The organism is Yersinia mollaretii ATCC 43969, from assembly GCF_013282725.1.
Lineage (GTDB): Bacteria > Pseudomonadota > Gammaproteobacteria > Enterobacterales > Enterobacteriaceae > Yersinia > Yersinia mollaretii.
In genome coordinates, this window is sequence record NZ_CP054043.1 from 2,498,868 (window position 1) to 2,517,092 (window position 18,225).

Below are 18,225 nucleotides of genomic sequence, written 5' to 3' on the forward strand. Positions count from 1 at the left end.
ATTTTTTATCGATAAAAGTTAGCTTTGGCATGGAAATTGTTTGAAGTGGTTGTTTGTGAGGGATTTGCTTTTTTTGTCACGACTACACAGGCAGATCTCCCGACTGAAATAGACATCTCAGTCGGGATTATAGGGTTATTACTATTACTTATCTTCTATATTGGGCAGTAAGGCAGTGAATATCCCGAGTAAAGGTAAGAATGCACATATTTGATAAACCAATTCAATACTGGTCAAATCAGCAACATACCCTAGTACAGCCGCACCTAAACCCCCCATACCGAAAGCAAAACCGAAGAATAGGCCGGATACCATCCCCACTTTTCCCGGTATTAGCTCCTGCGCGTAGACCAGTATCGCAGAGAAGGCCGATGCAAGGATGACACCAATGATCACGGTTAAAATACCCATCCAGTACAAGGAAGCGTAGGGTAAAATGAGGGTAAATGGTGCAACACCTAATATAGACCCCCAAATAACATATTTTCGTCCTATTCTGTCCCCAAGAGGGCCGCCAATAATGGTGCCAGCCGCCACGGCAAATAAGAACACAAATAAATGTATTTGCGCATTTTGTACCGAAACGCCGAACTTATGCATCAAATAGAAGGTGTAATAGCTACTGATACTGGTCAAATAGAAGTATTTAGAGAATATCAGCACCATCAAGATAGCTAACGTCTTAATAACAGTCTTTTTGGGCAGCATTTTTGCCGATGAGATTTTTATGGCTTTCCCATGAGTGGCCCTTTGTTGCTGCTGGTACCACTTACTAACTTGCAATAGCACGACAATAGCGAGTAATGCCGCGAGTGAAAACCAGCCGACATTACCTTTACCATAAGGGGCAATCAGGATGGCGGCCAGTAACGGCCCGAGCGCGCTACCGAAGTTGCCCCCGACCTGAAACACGGATTGAGCCATGCCATGACGGCCACCAGATGCCATGCGGGCGACTCGTGATGATTCTGGATGGAACACCGACGAACCCGTCCCCACCAGCGCGGCGGCCAGTAATACCACGGGGAAAGTGGTTGCCACGGCGAGCAGTAAGATACCCGACAAGGTGAATCCCATACCAATCGGCAGGGAGTAGGGTTGCGGGTGCTTGTCGGTATACAGGCCAATCAGCGGCTGTAACATTGAAGCCGTCAGCTGATAAGTCAGTGTGATTAGCCCTATTTGCGCAAAACTCAGTGAAAATTCGGCTTGTAATAGAGGATAAATCGCCAGAATCAACGACTGGATCATATCGTTGAGCAAGTGAGATACGCTAATCGCCCCCAGAATTGAGAAGGATGTCCGTTTTACTGATGCATTGGCGGCTGGGGGAAGTGCGGTATCAGAACGATCGGTCATAGTGAGTATTCGCCTAATAAATTTCACTGTTAATAGTACGTTGGTAATGAATACATACTATGCAGATCGAATGATTTTTACTACAACTGACATAATTTGATATATATTCCAAAGTTCTGAAATGTATCAGTGCGTTACCTCATAGCAATACGAGGCGTGTCACAGTATGGCATTGATTTATCGTGCTATTGCTATGCATTACACCATTTTCACTGATTAAGTTGGCACTTATCGAGCTGGCTTTAACGACAATATGGAGATTTGCCATGCGTTTTTCATTATCGACCACAGCATGTGCCTTGGCTGTGTCGCTGGCGTTTGCACCGGGATGGGCGGCTGCCTGGGAAAAAGATAAAACTTACGATATCACCATACTGCATACCAATGATCACCATGGACACTTCTGGCAAAACGATCACGGCGAGTATGGTCTGGCGGCACAAAAAACGCTGGTAGATAGCATTCGCAAACAAGTTGCCGCAGAAGGTGGGAGCCTGTTACTGCTCTCCGGTGGTGATATTAATACTGGTGTTCCGGAGTCCGATTTACAAGATGCAGAGCCTGACTTTCGTGGTATGAATTTGGTCGGATATGACGCGATGGCTATCGGCAACCATGAGTTTGATAATCCGCTGAGTGTGCTGCGTCAGCAGGAAAAGTGGGCGACCTTCCCACTCTTGTCCGCCAATATCTACCAGAAAAGCACGCAACAGCGGCTCTTTAAGCCTTATGCCCTGTTTGATAAACAGGGGGTGAAAATTGCGGTGCTAGGGTTAACCACTGACGATACCGCTAAAATCGGTAATCCTGAGTATTTTACCGATATTGAATTCCGGCAGCCAGCGGCAGAAGCGAAACAAGTGGTTGAGCAACTGCGGAAAACCGAGAAGCCTGACATCATTATCGCGGCGACCCATATGGGGCATTACGATGATGGCAAGCATGGATCTAATGCACCGGGTGATGTCGAAATGGCCCGCAGCTTACCGGCAGGCTATTTGGATATGATAGTGGGTGGTCACTCACAGGACCCTGTCTGTATGGCCAGCGAGAACCATAAGCAAGCCGATTATGTGCCGGGCACCCCTTGTGCACCGGATCGGCAGAATGGGACTTGGATTGTTCAGGCCCATGAGTGGGGTAAATATGTCGGCCGGGCGGATTTCAAATTCCGCAACGGCGAGTTGAAGTTGGTGAGTTATCAGTTAATCCCGATCAATTTAAAGAAAAAAGTCGAGAAAGCCGATGGCACCAGTGAGCGGGTCTTTTATACGCAAGAGATTGCCGAAGATCCGTCAATGCTGAAACTGCTGACCCCCTTTGAAGAGCAGGGCAAGGCGCAACTGGATGTCAAAGTGGGCAGCGTGAATGGCAAACTTGAGGGCGACCGCAGCAAAGTTCGTTTCGAGCAGACCAATCTGGCGCGTGTGTTATTGGCTGCGCAAATGGAACGAGCGGGAGCTGACTTTGCCGTGATGAGTGGCGGCGGTGTTCGTGACTCTATCGACGCGGGTGATATCACCTATAAAGATGTGCTCAAGGTTCAGCCATTTGGTAATACGCTGGTTTACGCGGATATGAAGGGCAGCGAAGTTGAGAAATATCTGGCGGTGGTAGCCAATAAAAAAGTCGATTCAGGGGCTTATGCGCAGTTTGCCAATGTGAGTCTGATTGCTGATGGCAATGGTGTCAGCGAGGTGAAAATACAGGGTAAACCATTAGATCCGAATAAAACTTATCGTCTGGCGACCTTGAATTTCAATGCGTTAGGCGGGGATGGCTATCCGAAGATTGATACCCTGCCGGGTTATGTCAATACCGGTTTTATCGACGCAGAAGTGCTGAAACAGTATATTGAAAAGCACTCTCCGCTGGATGCCAGCCAGTATCAGCCGAAAGGCGAGATTGTTTATAAGTAGTTGTTATTCGTCGGGATGGAGTGCTTCTGTACTCCGTTTGGATTAATCCCATTCTATTCGCCCACAGCGCTTCTGTGGGCGAATAACGAATAATGTTTTTATTATATAAAAGAATATAGCCATTAAAATTTTCCGTGAATACATTTCTTAAATAGAATCTGGGACAGGCCCCCTGACGTACGGGATTTTTACCATGCACAGTAAAAGATTAATGATGACTCTTATGTCTAACAACCTGCACATGCAGGATTGCAACATAACTCACAGCACCAAGCATCAGGATCATCTTCTGAAGGTGATGGGAACTGAGCATCGCAATTTTTCTTTATTACCTCAACTGTTGTTGCTATCGATGACAAACCATTGGGATTCGTTGGAGCCTTATCTTGACCAAAAGTACAAAATGAAGACAGCATTAATGCAAGAACGAAAATTAGCTTTTTCATAAAACCTCCATAACTCAGTTATAGAATGGTATGAAAACATACGCTAAGCGGTATCAAAAAGCGGAAAAAAACAGTTAAGTCTCAAAAAGAAGAAGATCCGATATTTGGAACCGCTTTGGGGCCTGTCCCAGATTCTATGTCAATGCCCGATTGACCTCTTCGAACATTAAATTGCTTAATAGAACTTAATCATAATATATGTTTATAGGATTGGCGGGCTTATTTTTAAATAATTAACTTATTGTTTTCTGTATACACATGTTATATCCGAACTTGTTGTTGATTATTAAGCTAAAATTTTATGGTAAGTAAAGGCTATACTCACTGCTGTGGAGTTTTACTTATCGCTCTTATCATTATTAAATTTATTATTTTATGAGTTGCATTTACCCTAAATTCAGAGTGAGAAAATAATATTAAATATAAGTATATGTCACATAATAAATAAGAAAATAATTGCGAATGCAATTCTCTCTTATTGTGTGCGATATAGGCCGTGCGCCGCAGAGTTTTTAATTCAATAGATGAATCAATCCCGCTTTGCGATATCGGCAAAGGTGCCTTGCAGTAATCGGCATAAATCGGTTGCGGCCAATTCAATATCCAACCCCCGTTTCCCGCCGGAAACAAAAATAGTGGCATAATCTTGTGCGGGGCAATCAATCACTGTCGGTAAGCGCTTTTTCTGCCCCAATGGGCTGATGCCGCCGACTAGATAGCCGGTGATCCGCTGTGCTAATTGGGGGTCAGCCATTTCTGCCTTTTTGGCTCCGAAGGCGCGTGCGACTTTCTTCAGATCAAGCTGAGTTGCCACTGGCGTGACGGCCACCGCCAGATTTTTTGCGTCACCATTGAGTGCAACCAGCAGTGTTTTATAAACCTGGTCTGCATTTAGCCCCAGTTTTTTAACGGCTTCATCACCAAAGTGGGTTTCTGTTGCATCGTGGTGGTAGGGGTGCAAGGTGAAAGGAACTTTTTGTTTTTCCAGTAAAATGACGGCGGGTGTCATAATAAACGTCCAGCTAAAAATGAAAATTTATTCAGGTGAGTTATCCTACACGTAATTATTGCAGCAGGGGAAATAATTAACCTAATAAAATCAGCATCATGATTTTTAGTTGCGTGAGTATGATGAATGTCAGTTGCTAATCTCATCATCAGGTTGCTAACCTATGCTTGCTGCTCAGACACTCCGCAAGGAGTGAGAGCGCTTAATAACTAAAATAATGAAAATTCCTCTTTGACTGGCCGATAGCGATATCGGCCATTTTTTTACGGCTATTGTTGATGACTGATAGTTGGTTTTAATAGCTCAGGTAGATTTCCCTCGCCGTATAAATGCAACGCACCCACCGCCACCACATAGCGTCCTGACGGTAACTGTTCCAGCAGGTGTTGCCAACGTTTGTTGCGCTGAATCATCAGCACGTCATAGAGGTTTTGGCTAAAGGTGGGGGCCAGCGTCGTCAGATCAGTGGTCGGATGGTGTTCGAGCCACCAGCCAATCATGGTTTGCAGCAGGCGGGCATTGGTGTGCCAATGAGTCAGGGTATCCAGCAGCAAAGACATGCCGTTATCCGGTAGAGTCTCCAGTAGATCAATCTGCATCTGTGCGCCCTCCAGCTCAATAATCTTTTTCTCCTGCGCGGCGGCGGCTTTCAACAATTGATAATCGATGCCATATTCGCCCCGTAATCCCAGCCGTTGTGCCTGACGAGCTTGAAGCATCAATGCCACCTGCCATGCGGGCAAAAATGCCATCGACAGCGGATCATTGTCCAGCTCTTCGCAGCGCTGTAACAACTGCTGATAGTGCTCCTCGGACAAGCGATCGACCAAGGGTTCAGCCAGCGTATCCTGACCCAAAGAGGGGCTGGATTCGGTGATATCCGCTTCGACAATCAGTGCATCAGCCTGATTCAATTTATTCAGCAATTCATGGGGGAGGGGGAACATACCATCGGTTCCCATATGGATACTGCCGACCATATGAAAGTGGCGCTCACCGGGTAAGCTGATATCCAGCGCGGGATAGGGGTAAGTAGCAGGCGTGGTCATCCCGAGGAGTGTGGCAATGCGGCGTAACAATTGGCCCATGTCGTTCCCTTATTAGCATTTCCTCTATGCTAAACGCTAAAGCGCGCACAAGAAAGTGTTGTGCGCGCTCTTCGTCCTTGAAGCCGCAGGGGATTAGCTGCGACGCCAATGACTTTGGGTATCGTTGAGGGATTACTGCTTGGGCTTATAGCGCAGTAAACGGTTGGCGTTACTGACCACGGTGATGGATGACAACGCCATAGCCGCGCCCGCGACAACTGGGCTGAGCAGTGTTCCGGTGAATGGGAACAGGATACCCGCCGCAATAGGAATGCCCAGCACGTTATAGATAAATGCGCCCAGCAGGTTCTGTTTCATATTCCGCAAGGTGGCTTTGGACAACTCCACGGCATCCGCCACCCCATGCAAGCTATGGCGCATCAGGGTAATGGCGGCGGTTTCAATCGCGATATCACTGCCACCCCCCATGGCAATCCCCACATCGGCTTGCGCCAGTGCGGGGGCATCATTGATGCCGTCACCGATCATGGCCACTTTATGTCCTGCCGCTTGTAACTGCTTGATAGCATCCGCTTTACCTTCGGGCAGGACGCCAGCGATGACCTCATCAATCCCGGCTTCCTTGGCGATAGCATTGGCGGTAATCGGGTTGTCTCCGGTTAACATCACCAAGTTGTATCCCAGCTTATGCAGCCGTTGCAGGGCGCTGACACTATCACTGCGCAGCGGGTCGCGAATAGAGAGCAGTGCGGCCGGACTCCCATTCGCGGTCAAGATAACCGGAGTCGCACCACTTTCAGCTTGTTGCTGCATCAGTGATTGCAACTCGTGGGTATCAATCTGTTGCTCTTCCAGCAGGCGATTGTTACCCAATAACAGCGGAACGCCGTCTACTTCACCACTGACCCCCAAGCCGCGCAAGGTGCGGAACTGGTTGACGCTCGCCAGTGTTACTCCCTCGGCGCGCTGCAAAATAGCGCGGGCCAGCGGATGATTAGAGCCAGTTTCCAGTGCGGCGGCCCACGCCAGCGCTTGCTGTTCGCTCACGCCATTGAAGGTGTGGATAGCCACCACCTGTGGATGCCCTTCGGTCAGAGTGCCAGTTTTGTCGAACACCAAAGTGTCGAGGTTGCTGGCTTGCTGCAATGCATCGGCATCACGTACCAAGACACCAAACTCGGCGGCGCGGCCCACGCCGGAGATAATCGACATCGGTGTTGCCAGCCCGAGTGCGCAAGGGCAGGCGATGATCAACACGGTGGTGGCGACCACCAAGGTGTAGACCAATTGTGGTTGCGGGCCGAAGAAGAACCAGATCAGTCCGGAGAACACGGCAATCGCGACTACCGTCGGCACAAAGACCGCCGAGATCCTATCCGCCAACTTACCGATTTCCGGCTTGCTGCTTTGGGCCTGCCGCACCAGCTTGATAATGCGCGCCAAGGTGGTTTGGCTGCCGATCGCATTGGCACGAAACAGCACTGAGCCATCCTGTACTTGAGTCCCGGCGTGTACCACATCACCGGCTGATTTCTGCTGCGGAATAGGTTCACCGGTCAGCATGGCTTCATCCATCCACACCTCCCCTTGCACTATCTCACCATCAACCGGCACACGGTCACCGGTGGTCAGGCGCAAGGTCATGCCCAGTTGGACATCCGCAAGCGGGATCACTTTCTCACCCTCATCCGTCACTAGCCGTGCGGTGGGGGGCGCGAGATCCAGCAACCGCTCTAACGCATTGGATGAGCGCTGTCTGGCCCGTTGCTCCATGGCATGACCGAGGTTAATTAACCCGATAATCATGGCGCTGGCTTCATAATAGAGGTGGCGGGCTTCCATCGGGAAAACATCTGGCCAGATATTCACCGTGATGGAGTACAACCACGCCGCCCCCGTGCCTAACGCCACTAAGGTGTCCATTGTGGCACTGCCATTTTTCAGGCTAACCCAGGCATTACGATAGAAATGGCCGCCAGCCAAGATCATCACCAGCAGGGTGATGACCCCAACAATCAGCCACGGCGTCTGGGTTTCTGGGGTCAGAGTCATGCTGCCGCCAAATAACCCCCAGCCCATCAATGGGATACCTAATAACAGACCCAGTGCCGCTTGCCACTGGAAGCGCTTCATGCTGGCTTGCGACATCTGCTGCTGGCGCTCGCGCCGCTCTGCTTCGTCCTCAATGATCTCCGCGCCATAACCGGCATTTTTGACTGCCGCGATCAGGGCGTCATGACTCGGATTGCCGGTCACCAAGGCGCTGCGCTCCGCCAGATTGACCCGAGCGACCTCGACGCCATCCACACTCTCCAGCGCATGTTGTACTTTGGATACGCAACTGGCGCAGCTCATCCCGTTGAGCAATAACTGAACGCTATCGCTCTCTGTCGCGGGGGGGGCCTGAGTTATCTCTGTCTCGTTCGTATCATTTGCTGCCGGAATGGTTGTTACCGCAGGAATGGTTTTTTTTCCTGTTGGAGTCGTTTTTGTTACCGCCGGAATTGTTGACGAGGCCGCTGCCTGATATTCCGGCTGAGATGGGGCTGAGTGAGTCAGCGGCTCAGTTTTTGGGGATTGCGCCCCTTGCAGTGTGGCGTGATAGCCCGCCTGTTCTACCGCCTCAATCAGTGTTTGCGCATCAACCTTGCCGTAGACTTTGGCACTATCGAGGGTGACTTCTGCGGCAATCACACCGGGAACCGCTTCCAGTGCTTTGCGCGTCGTTTCGGTACAATGCCCGCAACTTAAACCGGAGAGCTGCAACTCGACATCCGGCTCTTGAGCTTCTTGTGCTTGATAACCCGCTTGTTGGACAGCATCAATCAGCGCTTTGGTCTCGGCTTCACCGGTCACTTTGGCGTAGTGAACATTCACTTCTGCATGATGAACATCTTCGCGGCTCTCTAATGCGGTTTTCACGCGTTTGGCACAATTCATACAGGAGAGCCCATTTAAGGCCAGCACTGTGGTTTGCAACATAATTAACTCCTTATCGAGTAGCAACCTATCCGTTAATCTCGTCGGCATAAGTCTAGTCGGTATTCCCAGTCGCCTATCGCGCTCTTCGCAATAATGGACTGAACCCTAACCTTGAACTGTACAGCTTTTATTCCGCTTGACTGACTGCGCCATTCTCACTAATTATGGAGGTTAAACCTTCCAGCAAGGGTAAGGTCAAGGGGGAAATATGAACATTAGTGATGTCGCCAAAAAAACGGGTTTGACCAGCAAAGCCATCCGTTTTTACGAAGAAAAAAAACTGGTGACCCCTCCCATCCGCACTGATAACGGCTATCGCAGCTACAGCGCTAAGCATATTGAAGAGTTAACACTGTTGCGGCAGGCGCGGCAGGTGGGCTTTACACTGGATGAGTGTCGCGAGTTGCTGGCGCTGTTCCATAATCCAGCCCGACACAGTGCGGATGTGAAAGCCGCGACCTTGCTAAAAGTAGCGGAAATCGAGCAACATATTAATGATCTTAATCAGATGCGCTTGCGGTTGTTGGCTTTAGCGGAGGAGTGTCCGGGAGATGATGGGGCTGATTGCCCGATTATCAATAATCTGGCGGGATGTTGCCACGCGAATGATAAGCAGAAAGTGGGGTGATAACAGAGGATAGGGTTGGCTGACATCAGGGTGGAAAGGCGTATTCAGATAAATACGCCTGAGACTGTGATTAAAATTGTGACGGAATAGCAATGGCTAACCGATATCAGTGACGAACTTCTCGCACATGCAAGGTGTTGCCTTCCACTAATATCACTTCAACTTCGGCACCGGCAGTCAAATCGATGGCGCTGTAAATACGCCAACTGCTGTCGCCCACCCGCATACGGCCAAAGCCATCAATGGTGGGTTCCGTCAGTGTTGCCCGTGTCCCCAACAATTGATGGGTACGTTGGTTAAGCATGGCCGGTTGTGGTTTGGTGCGTTTACTCAGCCAATACCACCACAGGAATGCCGCGACCACCGTCAGGACGGCAAACAGCACACCTTGCATCTCCCAGCTAAAGGGAAATAGCCAGACCAACGCGCCCACTACCACGGCAGCAACCCCGCTCCACAGCATATAACCACTGGCACCTAGCATCTCAGCGGCCAGTAATAGCCCGCCGAGAGAGAGCCAAAACCAACTTGGGTTCGCTGCAATTTCCTCCAGCATGGTTATTTACCCCGGCTGTTTTTACTCTCACCAATCAGTTCTGCAATACCGCCGATAGCGCCCATCAAGCTGCTGGCTTCCAGCGGCATCATGATCACTTTGCTGTTATTGGCCGAGCCGATATGTTGCAGTGCGTCGGTATACTTCTGCGCCACAAAGTAGTTAATGGCTTGGATATCACCGGCAGCGATAGCTTCAGAAACCATTCTAGTCGCCTGAGCTTCTGCTTCAGCGCCACGCTCACGGGCTTCCGCCTGTAAGAATGCCGACTGACGCTCACCTTCAGCTTTCAGAATCTGTGATTGTTTCTCACCTTCAGCTCGCAAAATAGCTGCCTGACGAACCCCTTCGGCTTCCAGAATATCAGCACGTTTGGTACGTTCCGCTTTCATCTGCGCATTCATCGCAGAGATCAGTTCAGCGGGTGGACGCACGTCACGAACTTCAATACGCGTCACTTTGATGCCCCACGGGTTAGTGGCTTCATCGACGATATGTAACAGACGACCATTGATGTTGTCGCGTTGGGACAACATTTCATCCAGCTCCATGGAGCCTAAAACGGTACGGAAGTTGGTCATGGTCAGGTTGATGATCGCCGATTCCAAGTTGCTGACTTCATAAGCGGCTTTCACCGGGTCAATAACCTGAATAAAGCAGACGGCATCAATGGCCACGTTGGCGTTATCGCGGGAGATGATCTCTTGGGATGGGATATCCAAGACTTGTTCCATCATATTGATTTTACGACCAACACGATCCATAAATGGCACAACGATATTCAGGCCGGGCATCAATGTTTTGGTGTAACGACCAAAACGCTCGACAGTCCACTGAAAACCTTGTGGGACGATTTTGATTGAGGAGAAGACCACAATCAGGGCAACAACGATAAGAACAGGGATGACTGTAAACATATTTAACTTCCTGTCAGCAATGATTTTTGTTTCTTAATATTACGTGACGGGTTGCTAAATACCTAACTAAAGGCAGGTAAAAGCGTGTAAAGGAGAAAAAACGCGGCTGGAGCAGAACAAAACAGCGCGGGATGGCCCCGCGCAGGAGCAAATAAGGTCATCGCCCCAAAAATGACGGCGATGAACTTTTGCGATCAGTACTGCATTGAATTCGGTGTCGCGATGAATTCAGTACAGCAATGAATTTAGTACAGTAATGAATAAAGCTGACGGCGATATTTGGCGGCCAGTGCATCACCGGTGCCTAATGCGGCCAAAATATCCATTAATGTCTTACGCGCAGTGCCATTGGCGGCGGCCAAATCTTTTTTTAGATGGCCCAGCAACAGTTCCAGTGCCTCTTCATTGCGGCCGACCTGATGCAGTTGCAATGCCAATTGGACCGCCAACTCAACATTCTCTGGCTGCTCTGCCAGTTGTTGCTGTAGTTGTTGGATCTCCGGGGTATCGGCGGCCTGTTTCAACAGCTCAATCTGAGCAATCAGCCCCTGATAGCGGGTATCACGGTCTTGCAGCGGAATCGTCGCCAAAACCGCTTCGGCATCTTCACTGCGATTCAGTTGGATTTGTGCTTCAGCCAGTTGCAGGCCAATTTCACTGTTTTGCCCGCTCAACGACCACGCTTCTTTCAGCAGCGGCAGGGCTTCCTGCACTTTACCTTCGCTCATCAATTGCGCGGCTTCTGCGGCTTTCAACTCTTCGGGTTTGGGTAGCACGCGTTGCAGCAGTTCGCGGATCACCTCTTCTGGTTGTGGCCCTTGGAAGCCATCGACTGGCTGGCCATCCTTAAACAGATAAACCGCCGGAATAGAGCGCAGGCCAAACTGGGAGGCCACCATCTGCTGCGCGTCACAATCGACCCGCGCCAGAATAAATTGCCCGGCATATTCAGCGGCCAGTTTATCCAGCACCGGAGTCAATTGCAGGCAGTGCTGGCTGCGTTCGGACCAAAAGTAGAACAGCACCGGTACCGTCATGGATTGTTCTAAGGTCTGGTGTAGGTTGGCTTCGGTAATATCAATCGTTGTAGGGGTTAGCATAAATTATTTCTCTCGTCCGTTTTAGCAGTAGATGGGGGCAAGTTAGGTAGCTTCAACCCTCATCACTATTATCAAGAATTGCCCCGCAGGACTTTATCTAACATCCGCCCCGGCAATATGCGGCGCAGTAGGGTCAATGCATGGGCGACCAAAGTGACCGGATAGCGCAATTTCGGGCGCGGGCTTTCCAGCGCGTGGCGCAATTTAGGCAGTATAGCTTCCGGTGGCAGTGTAAAACGCTTGGCGATACCGGGATTATTCACCGGCTTATGGGCTTCGGCCTGATTCACATTTTGCGTGAAATGGGTGCTGATGGGGCCGGGTTCAATCAGGCTGACATGAATCCCGCTGTCGTGCAGCTCCATGCGCAGCGCGTCAGACCACGCCTCTAGCGCATATTTACTGGCGGCATAAGCCCCGCGCCCGGCAGTAGAAACCAGCCCCATCACTGAGCTGGTTTGAATGATGCGCCCTTCGCCATGGGGCAGCATGGCTGGCAGTAACAGTTGTGTCAGTTGGTGAGTCCCAAATAGATTGGTGGAGAATTGCTGCTCCAACTGCTGACGGGAGATGGTCTGCAACGGGCCATACAGACCAAAACCACCGTTATTAAACAGTCCATACAAGCGGCCGTCCGTCAGTGCGATAACCTCTGCCGCCGCCCGTTCAACACTGGCACTGTCATCCAAATCCAGCTCAATACCTTCCAGCCCTAACTGTGTCATCTTTGCCACATCATCGGGTTTACGGCAGGCCGCCAGCACGCGGTAGCCGCGGTTTTTCAAGTCTTGCGCCGCGACCAAACCAATGCCACTGGAACAACCGGTAATTAATACTGCTTTTTGCATAACTTTACCTAATGAGTGATTCTATTTGCTTATACAAGTGGTTAACTAACGCATTACTGTACATTAATCACTAACGGCTTGAGTTGTTGTGCCATCCATTCAGCGATAAACGGCTGGGCCTCGGCGTTAGGGTGTAAACCATCATCCTGCATCCACTCGGGCTTGACGGCAACGTGTTCCATAAAGAAAGGTACCAACGGAATACTGAATTGCTCGGCAAGTTGTGGATACAGCGCGGTGAAAGCATCAGTATAGCGGCGGCCATAGTTAGGTGGAATGCGGATTTGCATCAATAAAGGTTGGGCTTTTGCTTTCTGTACCAGATTGATAATTTGTGTCAGATCTCGTTGAATATCCTGCGTTGGAAAACCGCGCAGTCCATCATTCGCGCCCAGCTCAATCAACACCCAGCGTGGCTGATGTTGCTTGAGCAGCGCAGGCAAGCGGGCCAAACCTTGTGCGGCAGTATCGCCACTAATACTGGCGTTGACCACCTTCGGCAATGTGGGGGTCGCCTGCCAGGTTTTATCCAGCCGCGAAGGCCAAGCTTCGGCAATAGGCAAGCGGTAACCGGCGCTCAAACTGTCGCCGAGAATCAAAAGTGTATCGGTTGCGGCGGCACGCAAACTGAATAATCCCAACAGCAATAGGAAGGGAAGATGCCAGCGGAAAACGTTCTTGAAGTTCATCATCTTAATAAACACGTCGGTCAGGGTGAGCAACAGCTCTCCATCCTTACCGGAGTTGAGCTCGTTGTCAAACCCGCTCAGACAATTGCACTGATTGGTGAGTCAGGTTCAGGTAAATCCACTTTGCTGGGGATTCTGGCTGGCTTGGATGATGGCAGCAGTGGCGAGGTGAGTCTGCTCGGCCACTCTTTGACGGCGATGGATGAAGAGGGGCGCGCGCAACTGCGGGCAAAAAATGTCGGCTTTGTCTTTCAATCATTTATGTTGGTGCCGACTCTCAATACGCTGGAAAACGTCCAGCTCCCTGCCTTGCTGCGGGGAGAGAGCGAGCGCGACAGTAAAGCCCATGCCATTGAGCTGTTAACGCTGGTGGGATTGGATAAGCGCCTGCATCATCTTCCGGCGCAACTTTCTGGCGGCGAACAGCAGCGGGTGGCTCTGGCCCGCGCTTTCAGCGGGCGGCCTAAAGTGCTATTTGCCGATGAGCCAACCGGCAATCTTGATCGCCATACGGGTGATCGCATTGCCGACTTGCTGTTCTCCCTGAATCGCGACTACGACACCACCCTCATTTTGGTCACCCATGATGTGCAACTGGCGGGCCGTTGCCAGCGTCGGCTGCGCTTGCAAGACGGTAAATTGTGGGAGGAAGCATGATTTGGCGCTGGTTTTGGCGTGAGTGGCGATCGCCTTCACTGTTAATTGTCTGGCTGGCATTAACACTGGCGGTGGCCTGTGTGCTGGCATTGGGCACTATCAGTGACCGCATGGAGAAAGGGCTGAGCCAGCAGAGCCGCGATTTTCTGGCGGGGGATCGGGTGCTGAGTGCCGCGCATCCGGTGCCTGAAGGCTGGTTGCTGGAGGCGAAAGAGCAGGGGCTGACCGTCAGCCGCCAGCTCTCCTTTATGACCATGACGTTTGCCGGTGATCGCCCGCAGTTGGCAGACGTCAAAGCCACCGATTTGGCCTATCCGCTGTATGGAAAACTGGAAACACTGCCCGCTGGGGCGGCACTTGAGCCGGGCACCGTACTGGTGGCACCACGGCTGTTGTCGCTGCTGGGGGTGAAGGTCGGCGACATATTAGAGGTGGGGGATACCTCGCTGAAAATTGTCGGCGAAGTGATTCAGGAGCCGGATTCTGGCTTTAACCCATTCCAGACCTCGCCACGTATCCTCATTAATCTCGCCGATGTGGAGAAAACCGGCGCGATACAGCCGGGCAGCCGCCTGACTTATCGCTACATGTTTGCCGGTTCACCGGAGGCGGTGGCGCAGTTCAGCGACTGGCTCACCCCGCAATTGAAGCCGGAGCAGCGCTGGTATGGTTTGCAAGAGTCCGGTGGCGCATTGGGGAAATCCCTGCAACGGGCGCAGCAATTCTTGCTGTTATCGGCGCTCTTGACGCTACTGCTCTCGATTGCCGCCGTGGCGGTGGCGATGGGGCACTATTGCCGCAGCCGCTATGATTTGGTGGCGGTGCTGAAAACCTTGGGGGCCGGACGAAATGCACTGCGGCGGCTGATTATCGGCCAGTGGCTATCAGTGCTAGTGCTGGCGGGGCTGTGTGGTAGCCTGATTGGGCTGCTGTTCGAGAAGATACTGGTGCGATTATTATCTCCGGTTTTACCGGCGGCACTGCCCTCCGCGGGTTTATGGCCATGGGTATGGTCAATGGGATCGCTGGTATTGATTTCGTTGCTGGTGGGTATTCGCCCTTATCGGCAACTGTTGGCGACACAGCCACTGCGGGTTTTACGCCGCGATGTGTCGGCGAATGTCTGGCCGCTGCGTTACTTTATTCCCGCGATGATGGTGATCGTGGTGGGGCTGTTGGCACTACTGATGGGCGGCAACGCCCTGCTGTGGGCCATTCTCGGTGGCATGGTGGTGTTGGCGTTACTGCTCGGCGTGATTGGCTGGGGCGGTTTATTGTTGTTGCGCCGTCTGACCGTCACCCGCTTATCACTGCGGTTAGCCATCAATCGCTTGCTACGCCAGCCGTGGATGACACTGACGCAACTGGCCGCATTTTCTTTATCTTTTATGCTGTTGGCGCTGCTATTAGTGTTGCGCGGGGATTTGCTGGATCGCTGGCAACAGCAGCTGCCGCCAGATAGCCCGAACTACTTCTTGCTGAATATGACACCACAACAGGTGCCGCAAGTGACCGAATTCCTGGCGCAGCATCAGATCACCCCTTCGACCTTCTACCCGATTGTTCGGGTGCGATTGAGTGAAATTAACCAGCAACTGGCGACTGAGCGGGTCCATGAAGATGATCCCGGCGGTGAAGCGGTTAACCGTGAATTGAATCTGACTTGGCAGCAGGATTTACCGCCGCACAACATTTTAACTGCGGGTCAGTGGCCACCGAAGGCGGATGAAGTGTCGATGGAGAAGGGGATTGCGGATCGACTGGGGATTAACATCGGCGATAAGCTGACATTCAGTGGCGATACGCAATCATTCGAGGCCATTGTGAGCAGCATTCGTCAGGTGGACTGGGAGAGTCTGCGGCCTAATTTCTACTTTATCTTCCCGCCGGGTGCGCTGGATAAGCAGCCACAAACTTGGCTGACTAGTTTCCGTTATCAGGGGGATGGCGAAGCGCTGACGCAATTGAACCGCCAGTTCCCGACCCTCAGCTTGCTGGATATCGGAGCGATGCTAAAACAGGTCGGGCAGGTGTTACAACAGGTTAGTCGTGCGCTGGAAGTGATGGTGGTGCTGGTGATTATTTGTGGCACTTTGCTGCTATTGGCACAGGTACAGGTAGGAATGCGCCAGCGTCGTCAGGAATTGGTGGTCTACCGCACGCTCGGCGCGAGTAAACGCTTACTTCGAGGCACCTTATGGTGGGAGTTTGCTCTGCTAGGAGGAGTGGCAGGTTTGGCGGCAGCCATCGGCGCGGAAGCGGCGCTTTGGGCATTACAGCGGCTCGTCTTTGACTTCCCATGGCAGCCTAACTGGGTCATGTGGTGGCTATTACCGTTGGCGGCGGCGCTGCTGTTGTCACTCTGTGGCGGCTGGCTGGGGGCGCGGTTGTTGCGGGGCAGGGCTTTGTTCCGCAACTATGAGGGGTAGATTTTATTCGCGGGCAGCATGAGTTGCCCGCGAAATATTTACAGCTTCGTCTGCGCCCAGCGCAGGGCGTTTTGGTACTCCGCAGGCAGCAATGGTGCCAGCTCGGCGAGCGCGGTACTTAATGCTGCGCTATCGGGATCATTCAAATTCAAATGACCCACCTTGCGCCCTTCGCGCACCTCTTTTTCGTACCAGTGCAGATGCACCAAAGGCAGCGACAACCACTGGGTATTGACGGCAGTGCCAATCAGATTGACCATTGCAGATGGGGTGTTCACCACCGGCTTGGGCAGCGGCAAGTCCAAAATGGCGCGCAGATGCAGCTCAAACTGGCTGATGGAGGCACCATTTTGAGTCCAGTGACCACTGTTATGCACTCGTGGCGCTAACTCATTGATCAGCAAACTGTCACCGACGATAAAGCACTCCATCGCCATCACGCCGACATAATTCAACTCATCCATAATGGCCGAGAGCATGGTTTCCGCTTGCTGCTGTAAACGGCTATCTGGCTGGGGGAGTGCGACACTGATGCGCAAGATGCCATCTTCGTGCAAATTGTGAGTCAGCGGGTAAAAAACAGATTTATCCTGATGGCTACGCGCACCAATCAGCGACACTTCGCCAGAGAAATTAATGCCCTGCTCGACAATACACTCGCCGTAAGCATCTGCGGGCAAAGTCTCTTGCTCACCCGAGCGCAAACGCCACTGGCCCCGGCCATCATAGCCGCCGACCCGACGTTTCACGATGGCGAGTTCGCCCAGTGTGGCGAAAACCTGTGGCCATTCGCTGGCACTGGCCAATAACTGCCAAGGGGCTGTTGCCAGATTTAGGCTATCGAGTAACTGTTTTTGGGTCAGGCGATCAGCTAAACGGGGGAAAATATCGCGGTTCACAAACGCGGTATGGGTGGCTAGCTCGCGGGTTAAGGCCGTTTCCGGCCAGCGCTCAATCTCAGCGGTAATCACACTGTGCTGATACGGCACCGCTTCTGGCTCGGCATCCAAACCCACCGGATACACGGCAATGCCCAGTGGTTCGCCAGCTTGGCGCAACATACGCCCTAACTGACCATTACCTAATACGCAAACCGGCTTCATGCTTCCTCCCTCGGATCGGGATTATCTAGCACTTCATCAGTTTGGTTTTGACGCCAGTGAGCCAAACGGCCAGCTAATTCAGGGTCATGCAGCGCCAATATTTGAGCCGCGAGCAGTGCCGCATTCGCCGCGCCTGCTTTGCCAATAGCCAGTGTTCCCACCGGTATACCGCGTGGCATCTGCACAATGGAGTAGAGGCTATCGACGCCACTTAAGGCCGCACTTTGCACCGGTACACCCAAAACCGGCACCAGTGTTTTAGCCGCCAGCATCCCCGGCAAATGAGCAGCACCGCCCGCGCCCGCAATAATGACATGTAAGCCATTGGCGTCCGCTTGTTCGGCAAAACTGAACAGTTTGTCGGGGGTTCTGTGGGCAGAAACCACTTCGACATGAAACGGTACATTGAGCGTGGTGAGCACGTCGGCGGCGAACTGCATGGTGGCCCAGTCACTTTTGGACCCCATTACGATAGCGATTTTAACCCCGGCTGCATAAGCCGAATCGAGGTTGGCTCCCATGAGGGTAAGGCTC

General features: G+C 51.8%; 16 protein-coding genes. 4 read left to right on the forward strand and 12 right to left on the reverse strand.

Annotated features, from left to right (window positions below):
* Positions 1 to 144 precede the first annotated feature (144 nt).
* Positions 145 to 1,359, reverse strand: a complete 1,215-nt coding sequence (gene rosA, locus HRD69_RS11040) for an MFS transporter RosA (protein ID WP_004873368.1) — start codon at positions 1,357 to 1,359, stop codon at positions 145 to 147.
* A 266-nt stretch (positions 1,360 to 1,625) separates the two neighbouring features.
* Here rosA and ushA point away from each other — a divergent pair, with 266 nt between their 5' ends.
* Positions 1,626 to 3,278 (forward strand): bifunctional UDP-sugar hydrolase/5'-nucleotidase UshA, encoded by a 1,653-nt coding sequence (ushA, locus tag HRD69_RS11045; RefSeq protein WP_032812942.1) that lies wholly within the window; start codon positions 1,626 to 1,628, stop codon positions 3,276 to 3,278.
* 227 nt (positions 3,279 to 3,505) lie between these two features.
* On the opposite strand, the gene HRD69_RS11050 is transcribed toward ushA, so the two are convergent.
* From HRD69_RS11050 to copA, 4 genes are all read right to left on the reverse strand, one after another.
* Positions 3,506 to 3,724 carry an ST-I family heat-stable enterotoxin gene (locus HRD69_RS11050; protein WP_071984799.1) on the reverse strand — a complete coding sequence of 73 codons (219 nt, stop codon included), beginning with the start codon at positions 3,722 to 3,724 and terminating at the stop codon, positions 3,506 to 3,508.
* A 529-nt stretch (positions 3,725 to 4,253) separates the two neighbouring features.
* Positions 4,254 to 4,733, reverse strand: coding sequence for a Cys-tRNA(Pro)/Cys-tRNA(Cys) deacylase YbaK (ybaK, locus tag HRD69_RS11055; protein ID WP_004873365.1), 480 nt, complete (start codon positions 4,731 to 4,733; stop codon positions 4,254 to 4,256).
* A gap of 269 nt (positions 4,734 to 5,002) precedes the next feature.
* Positions 5,003 to 5,821, reverse strand: a complete 819-nt coding sequence (locus HRD69_RS11060; protein ID WP_004873364.1) for a TraB/GumN family protein — start codon at positions 5,819 to 5,821, stop codon at positions 5,003 to 5,005.
* 132 nt (positions 5,822 to 5,953) lie between these two features.
* Complete coding sequence (gene copA, locus HRD69_RS11065) at positions 5,954 to 8,764, reverse strand: copper-exporting P-type ATPase CopA (protein ID WP_172984614.1); 2,811 nt, start codon at positions 8,762 to 8,764, stop codon at positions 5,954 to 5,956.
* A gap of 208 nt (positions 8,765 to 8,972) precedes the next feature.
* Here copA and cueR point away from each other — a divergent pair, with 208 nt between their 5' ends.
* Positions 8,973 to 9,392, forward strand: coding sequence for a Cu(I)-responsive transcriptional regulator (gene cueR / locus HRD69_RS11070; protein WP_004873361.1), 420 nt, complete (start codon positions 8,973 to 8,975; stop codon positions 9,390 to 9,392).
* A gap of 106 nt (positions 9,393 to 9,498) precedes the next feature.
* Here cueR and HRD69_RS11075 read toward each other — a convergent pair whose 3' ends face one another.
* The 5 genes from HRD69_RS11075 to tesA form a co-directional block, all read right to left on the reverse strand.
* Positions 9,499 to 9,948, reverse strand: coding sequence for an NfeD family protein (locus HRD69_RS11075; protein ID WP_004873360.1), 450 nt, complete (start codon positions 9,946 to 9,948; stop codon positions 9,499 to 9,501).
* A 2-nt stretch (positions 9,949 to 9,950) separates the two neighbouring features.
* Positions 9,951 to 10,865: an SPFH domain-containing protein gene (locus HRD69_RS11080; RefSeq protein ID WP_004704953.1), complete on the reverse strand. Its 915-nt coding sequence runs from the start codon at positions 10,863 to 10,865 to the stop codon at positions 9,951 to 9,953.
* A 245-nt stretch (positions 10,866 to 11,110) separates the two neighbouring features.
* The gene (locus HRD69_RS11085; protein WP_004873359.1) at positions 11,111 to 11,965 is read right to left on the reverse strand and encodes a co-chaperone YbbN; all 855 of its coding nucleotides are present in this window, start codon (positions 11,963 to 11,965) and stop codon (positions 11,111 to 11,113) included.
* Positions 11,966 to 12,036: 71 nt separating this feature from the next.
* On the reverse strand, positions 12,037 to 12,813 hold the full coding sequence (locus tag HRD69_RS11090) for an SDR family oxidoreductase (protein WP_004873358.1): 777 nt from the start codon (positions 12,811 to 12,813) through the stop codon (positions 12,037 to 12,039).
* Between the two features lie 53 nt (positions 12,814 to 12,866).
* Positions 12,867 to 13,502, reverse strand: coding sequence for a multifunctional acyl-CoA thioesterase I/protease I/lysophospholipase L1 (gene tesA / locus HRD69_RS11095; RefSeq protein ID WP_032813011.1), 636 nt, complete (start codon positions 13,500 to 13,502; stop codon positions 12,867 to 12,869).
* Here tesA and ybbA point away from each other — a divergent pair.
* Together ybbA and ybbP are read left to right on the forward strand one after the other, a co-directional pair.
* Positions 13,473 to 14,159 (forward strand): putative ABC transporter ATP-binding protein YbbA, encoded by a 687-nt coding sequence (gene ybbA / locus HRD69_RS11100; protein ID WP_004873356.1) that lies wholly within the window; start codon positions 13,473 to 13,475, stop codon positions 14,157 to 14,159. The genes tesA and ybbA overlap by 30 nt on opposite strands.
* Positions 14,156 to 16,588: a putative ABC transporter permease subunit YbbP gene (gene ybbP / locus HRD69_RS11105; RefSeq protein WP_032812939.1), complete on the forward strand. Its 2,433-nt coding sequence runs from the start codon at positions 14,156 to 14,158 to the stop codon at positions 16,586 to 16,588. Before ybbA ends, ybbP begins: the two co-directional genes overlap by 4 nt.
* Before the next feature lie 38 nt (positions 16,589 to 16,626).
* Here the strand turns inward: ybbP and purK are convergent, their stop codons facing one another.
* A complete protein-coding gene (gene purK / locus HRD69_RS11110; protein WP_032812936.1) occupies positions 16,627 to 17,691 on the reverse strand; it encodes a 5-(carboxyamino)imidazole ribonucleotide synthase in 1,065 nt (354 codons plus the stop codon).
* A complete protein-coding gene (gene purE / locus HRD69_RS11115; RefSeq protein ID WP_004873353.1) occupies positions 17,688 to 18,212 on the reverse strand; it encodes a 5-(carboxyamino)imidazole ribonucleotide mutase in 525 nt (174 codons plus the stop codon). The genes purK and purE overlap by 4 nt, the downstream gene beginning before the upstream one ends.
* Positions 18,213 to 18,225: the final 13 nt, after the last annotated feature.

Excerpts from the sequence above, each read along its gene's own strand:
- rosA (WP_004873368.1), bottom strand. The coding sequence starts at position 1,359 with ATGACCGATCGTTCTGATACCGCACTTCCCCCAGCCGCCAATGCATCA.
- ushA (WP_032812942.1), top strand. The coding sequence starts at position 1,626 with ATGCGTTTTTCATTATCGACCACAGCATGTGCCTTGGCTGTGTCGCTG.
- HRD69_RS11050 (WP_071984799.1), bottom strand. The coding sequence starts at position 3,724 with ATGAAAAAGCTAATTTTCGTTCTTGCATTAATGCTGTCTTCATTTTGT.
- ybaK (WP_004873365.1), bottom strand. The coding sequence starts at position 4,733 with ATGACACCCGCCGTCATTTTACTGGAAAAACAAAAAGTTCCTTTCACC.
- HRD69_RS11060 (WP_004873364.1), bottom strand. The coding sequence starts at position 5,821 with ATGGGCCAATTGTTACGCCGCATTGCCACACTCCTCGGGATGACCACG.
- copA (WP_172984614.1), bottom strand. The coding sequence starts at position 8,764 with ATGTTGCAAACCACAGTGCTGGCCTTAAATGGGCTCTCCTGTATGAAT.
- cueR (WP_004873361.1), top strand. The coding sequence starts at position 8,973 with ATGAACATTAGTGATGTCGCCAAAAAAACGGGTTTGACCAGCAAAGCC.
- HRD69_RS11075 (WP_004873360.1), bottom strand. The coding sequence starts at position 9,948 with ATGCTGGAGGAAATTGCAGCGAACCCAAGTTGGTTTTGGCTCTCTCTC.
- HRD69_RS11080 (WP_004704953.1), bottom strand. The coding sequence starts at position 10,865 with ATGTTTACAGTCATCCCTGTTCTTATCGTTGTTGCCCTGATTGTGGTC.
- HRD69_RS11085 (WP_004873359.1), bottom strand. The coding sequence starts at position 11,965 with ATGCTAACCCCTACAACGATTGATATTACCGAAGCCAACCTACACCAG.
- HRD69_RS11090 (WP_004873358.1), bottom strand. The coding sequence starts at position 12,813 with ATGCAAAAAGCAGTATTAATTACCGGTTGTTCCAGTGGCATTGGTTTG.
- ybbA (WP_004873356.1), top strand. The coding sequence starts at position 13,473 with ATGCCAGCGGAAAACGTTCTTGAAGTTCATCATCTTAATAAACACGTC.
- tesA (WP_032813011.1), bottom strand. The coding sequence starts at position 13,502 with ATGAACTTCAAGAACGTTTTCCGCTGGCATCTTCCCTTCCTATTGCTG.
- ybbP (WP_032812939.1), top strand. The coding sequence starts at position 14,156 with ATGATTTGGCGCTGGTTTTGGCGTGAGTGGCGATCGCCTTCACTGTTA.
- purK (WP_032812936.1), bottom strand. The coding sequence starts at position 17,691 with ATGAAGCCGGTTTGCGTATTAGGTAATGGTCAGTTAGGGCGTATGTTG.
- purE (WP_004873353.1), bottom strand. The coding sequence starts at position 18,212 with ATGGGAGCCAACCTCGATTCGGCTTATGCAGCCGGGGTTAAAATCGCT.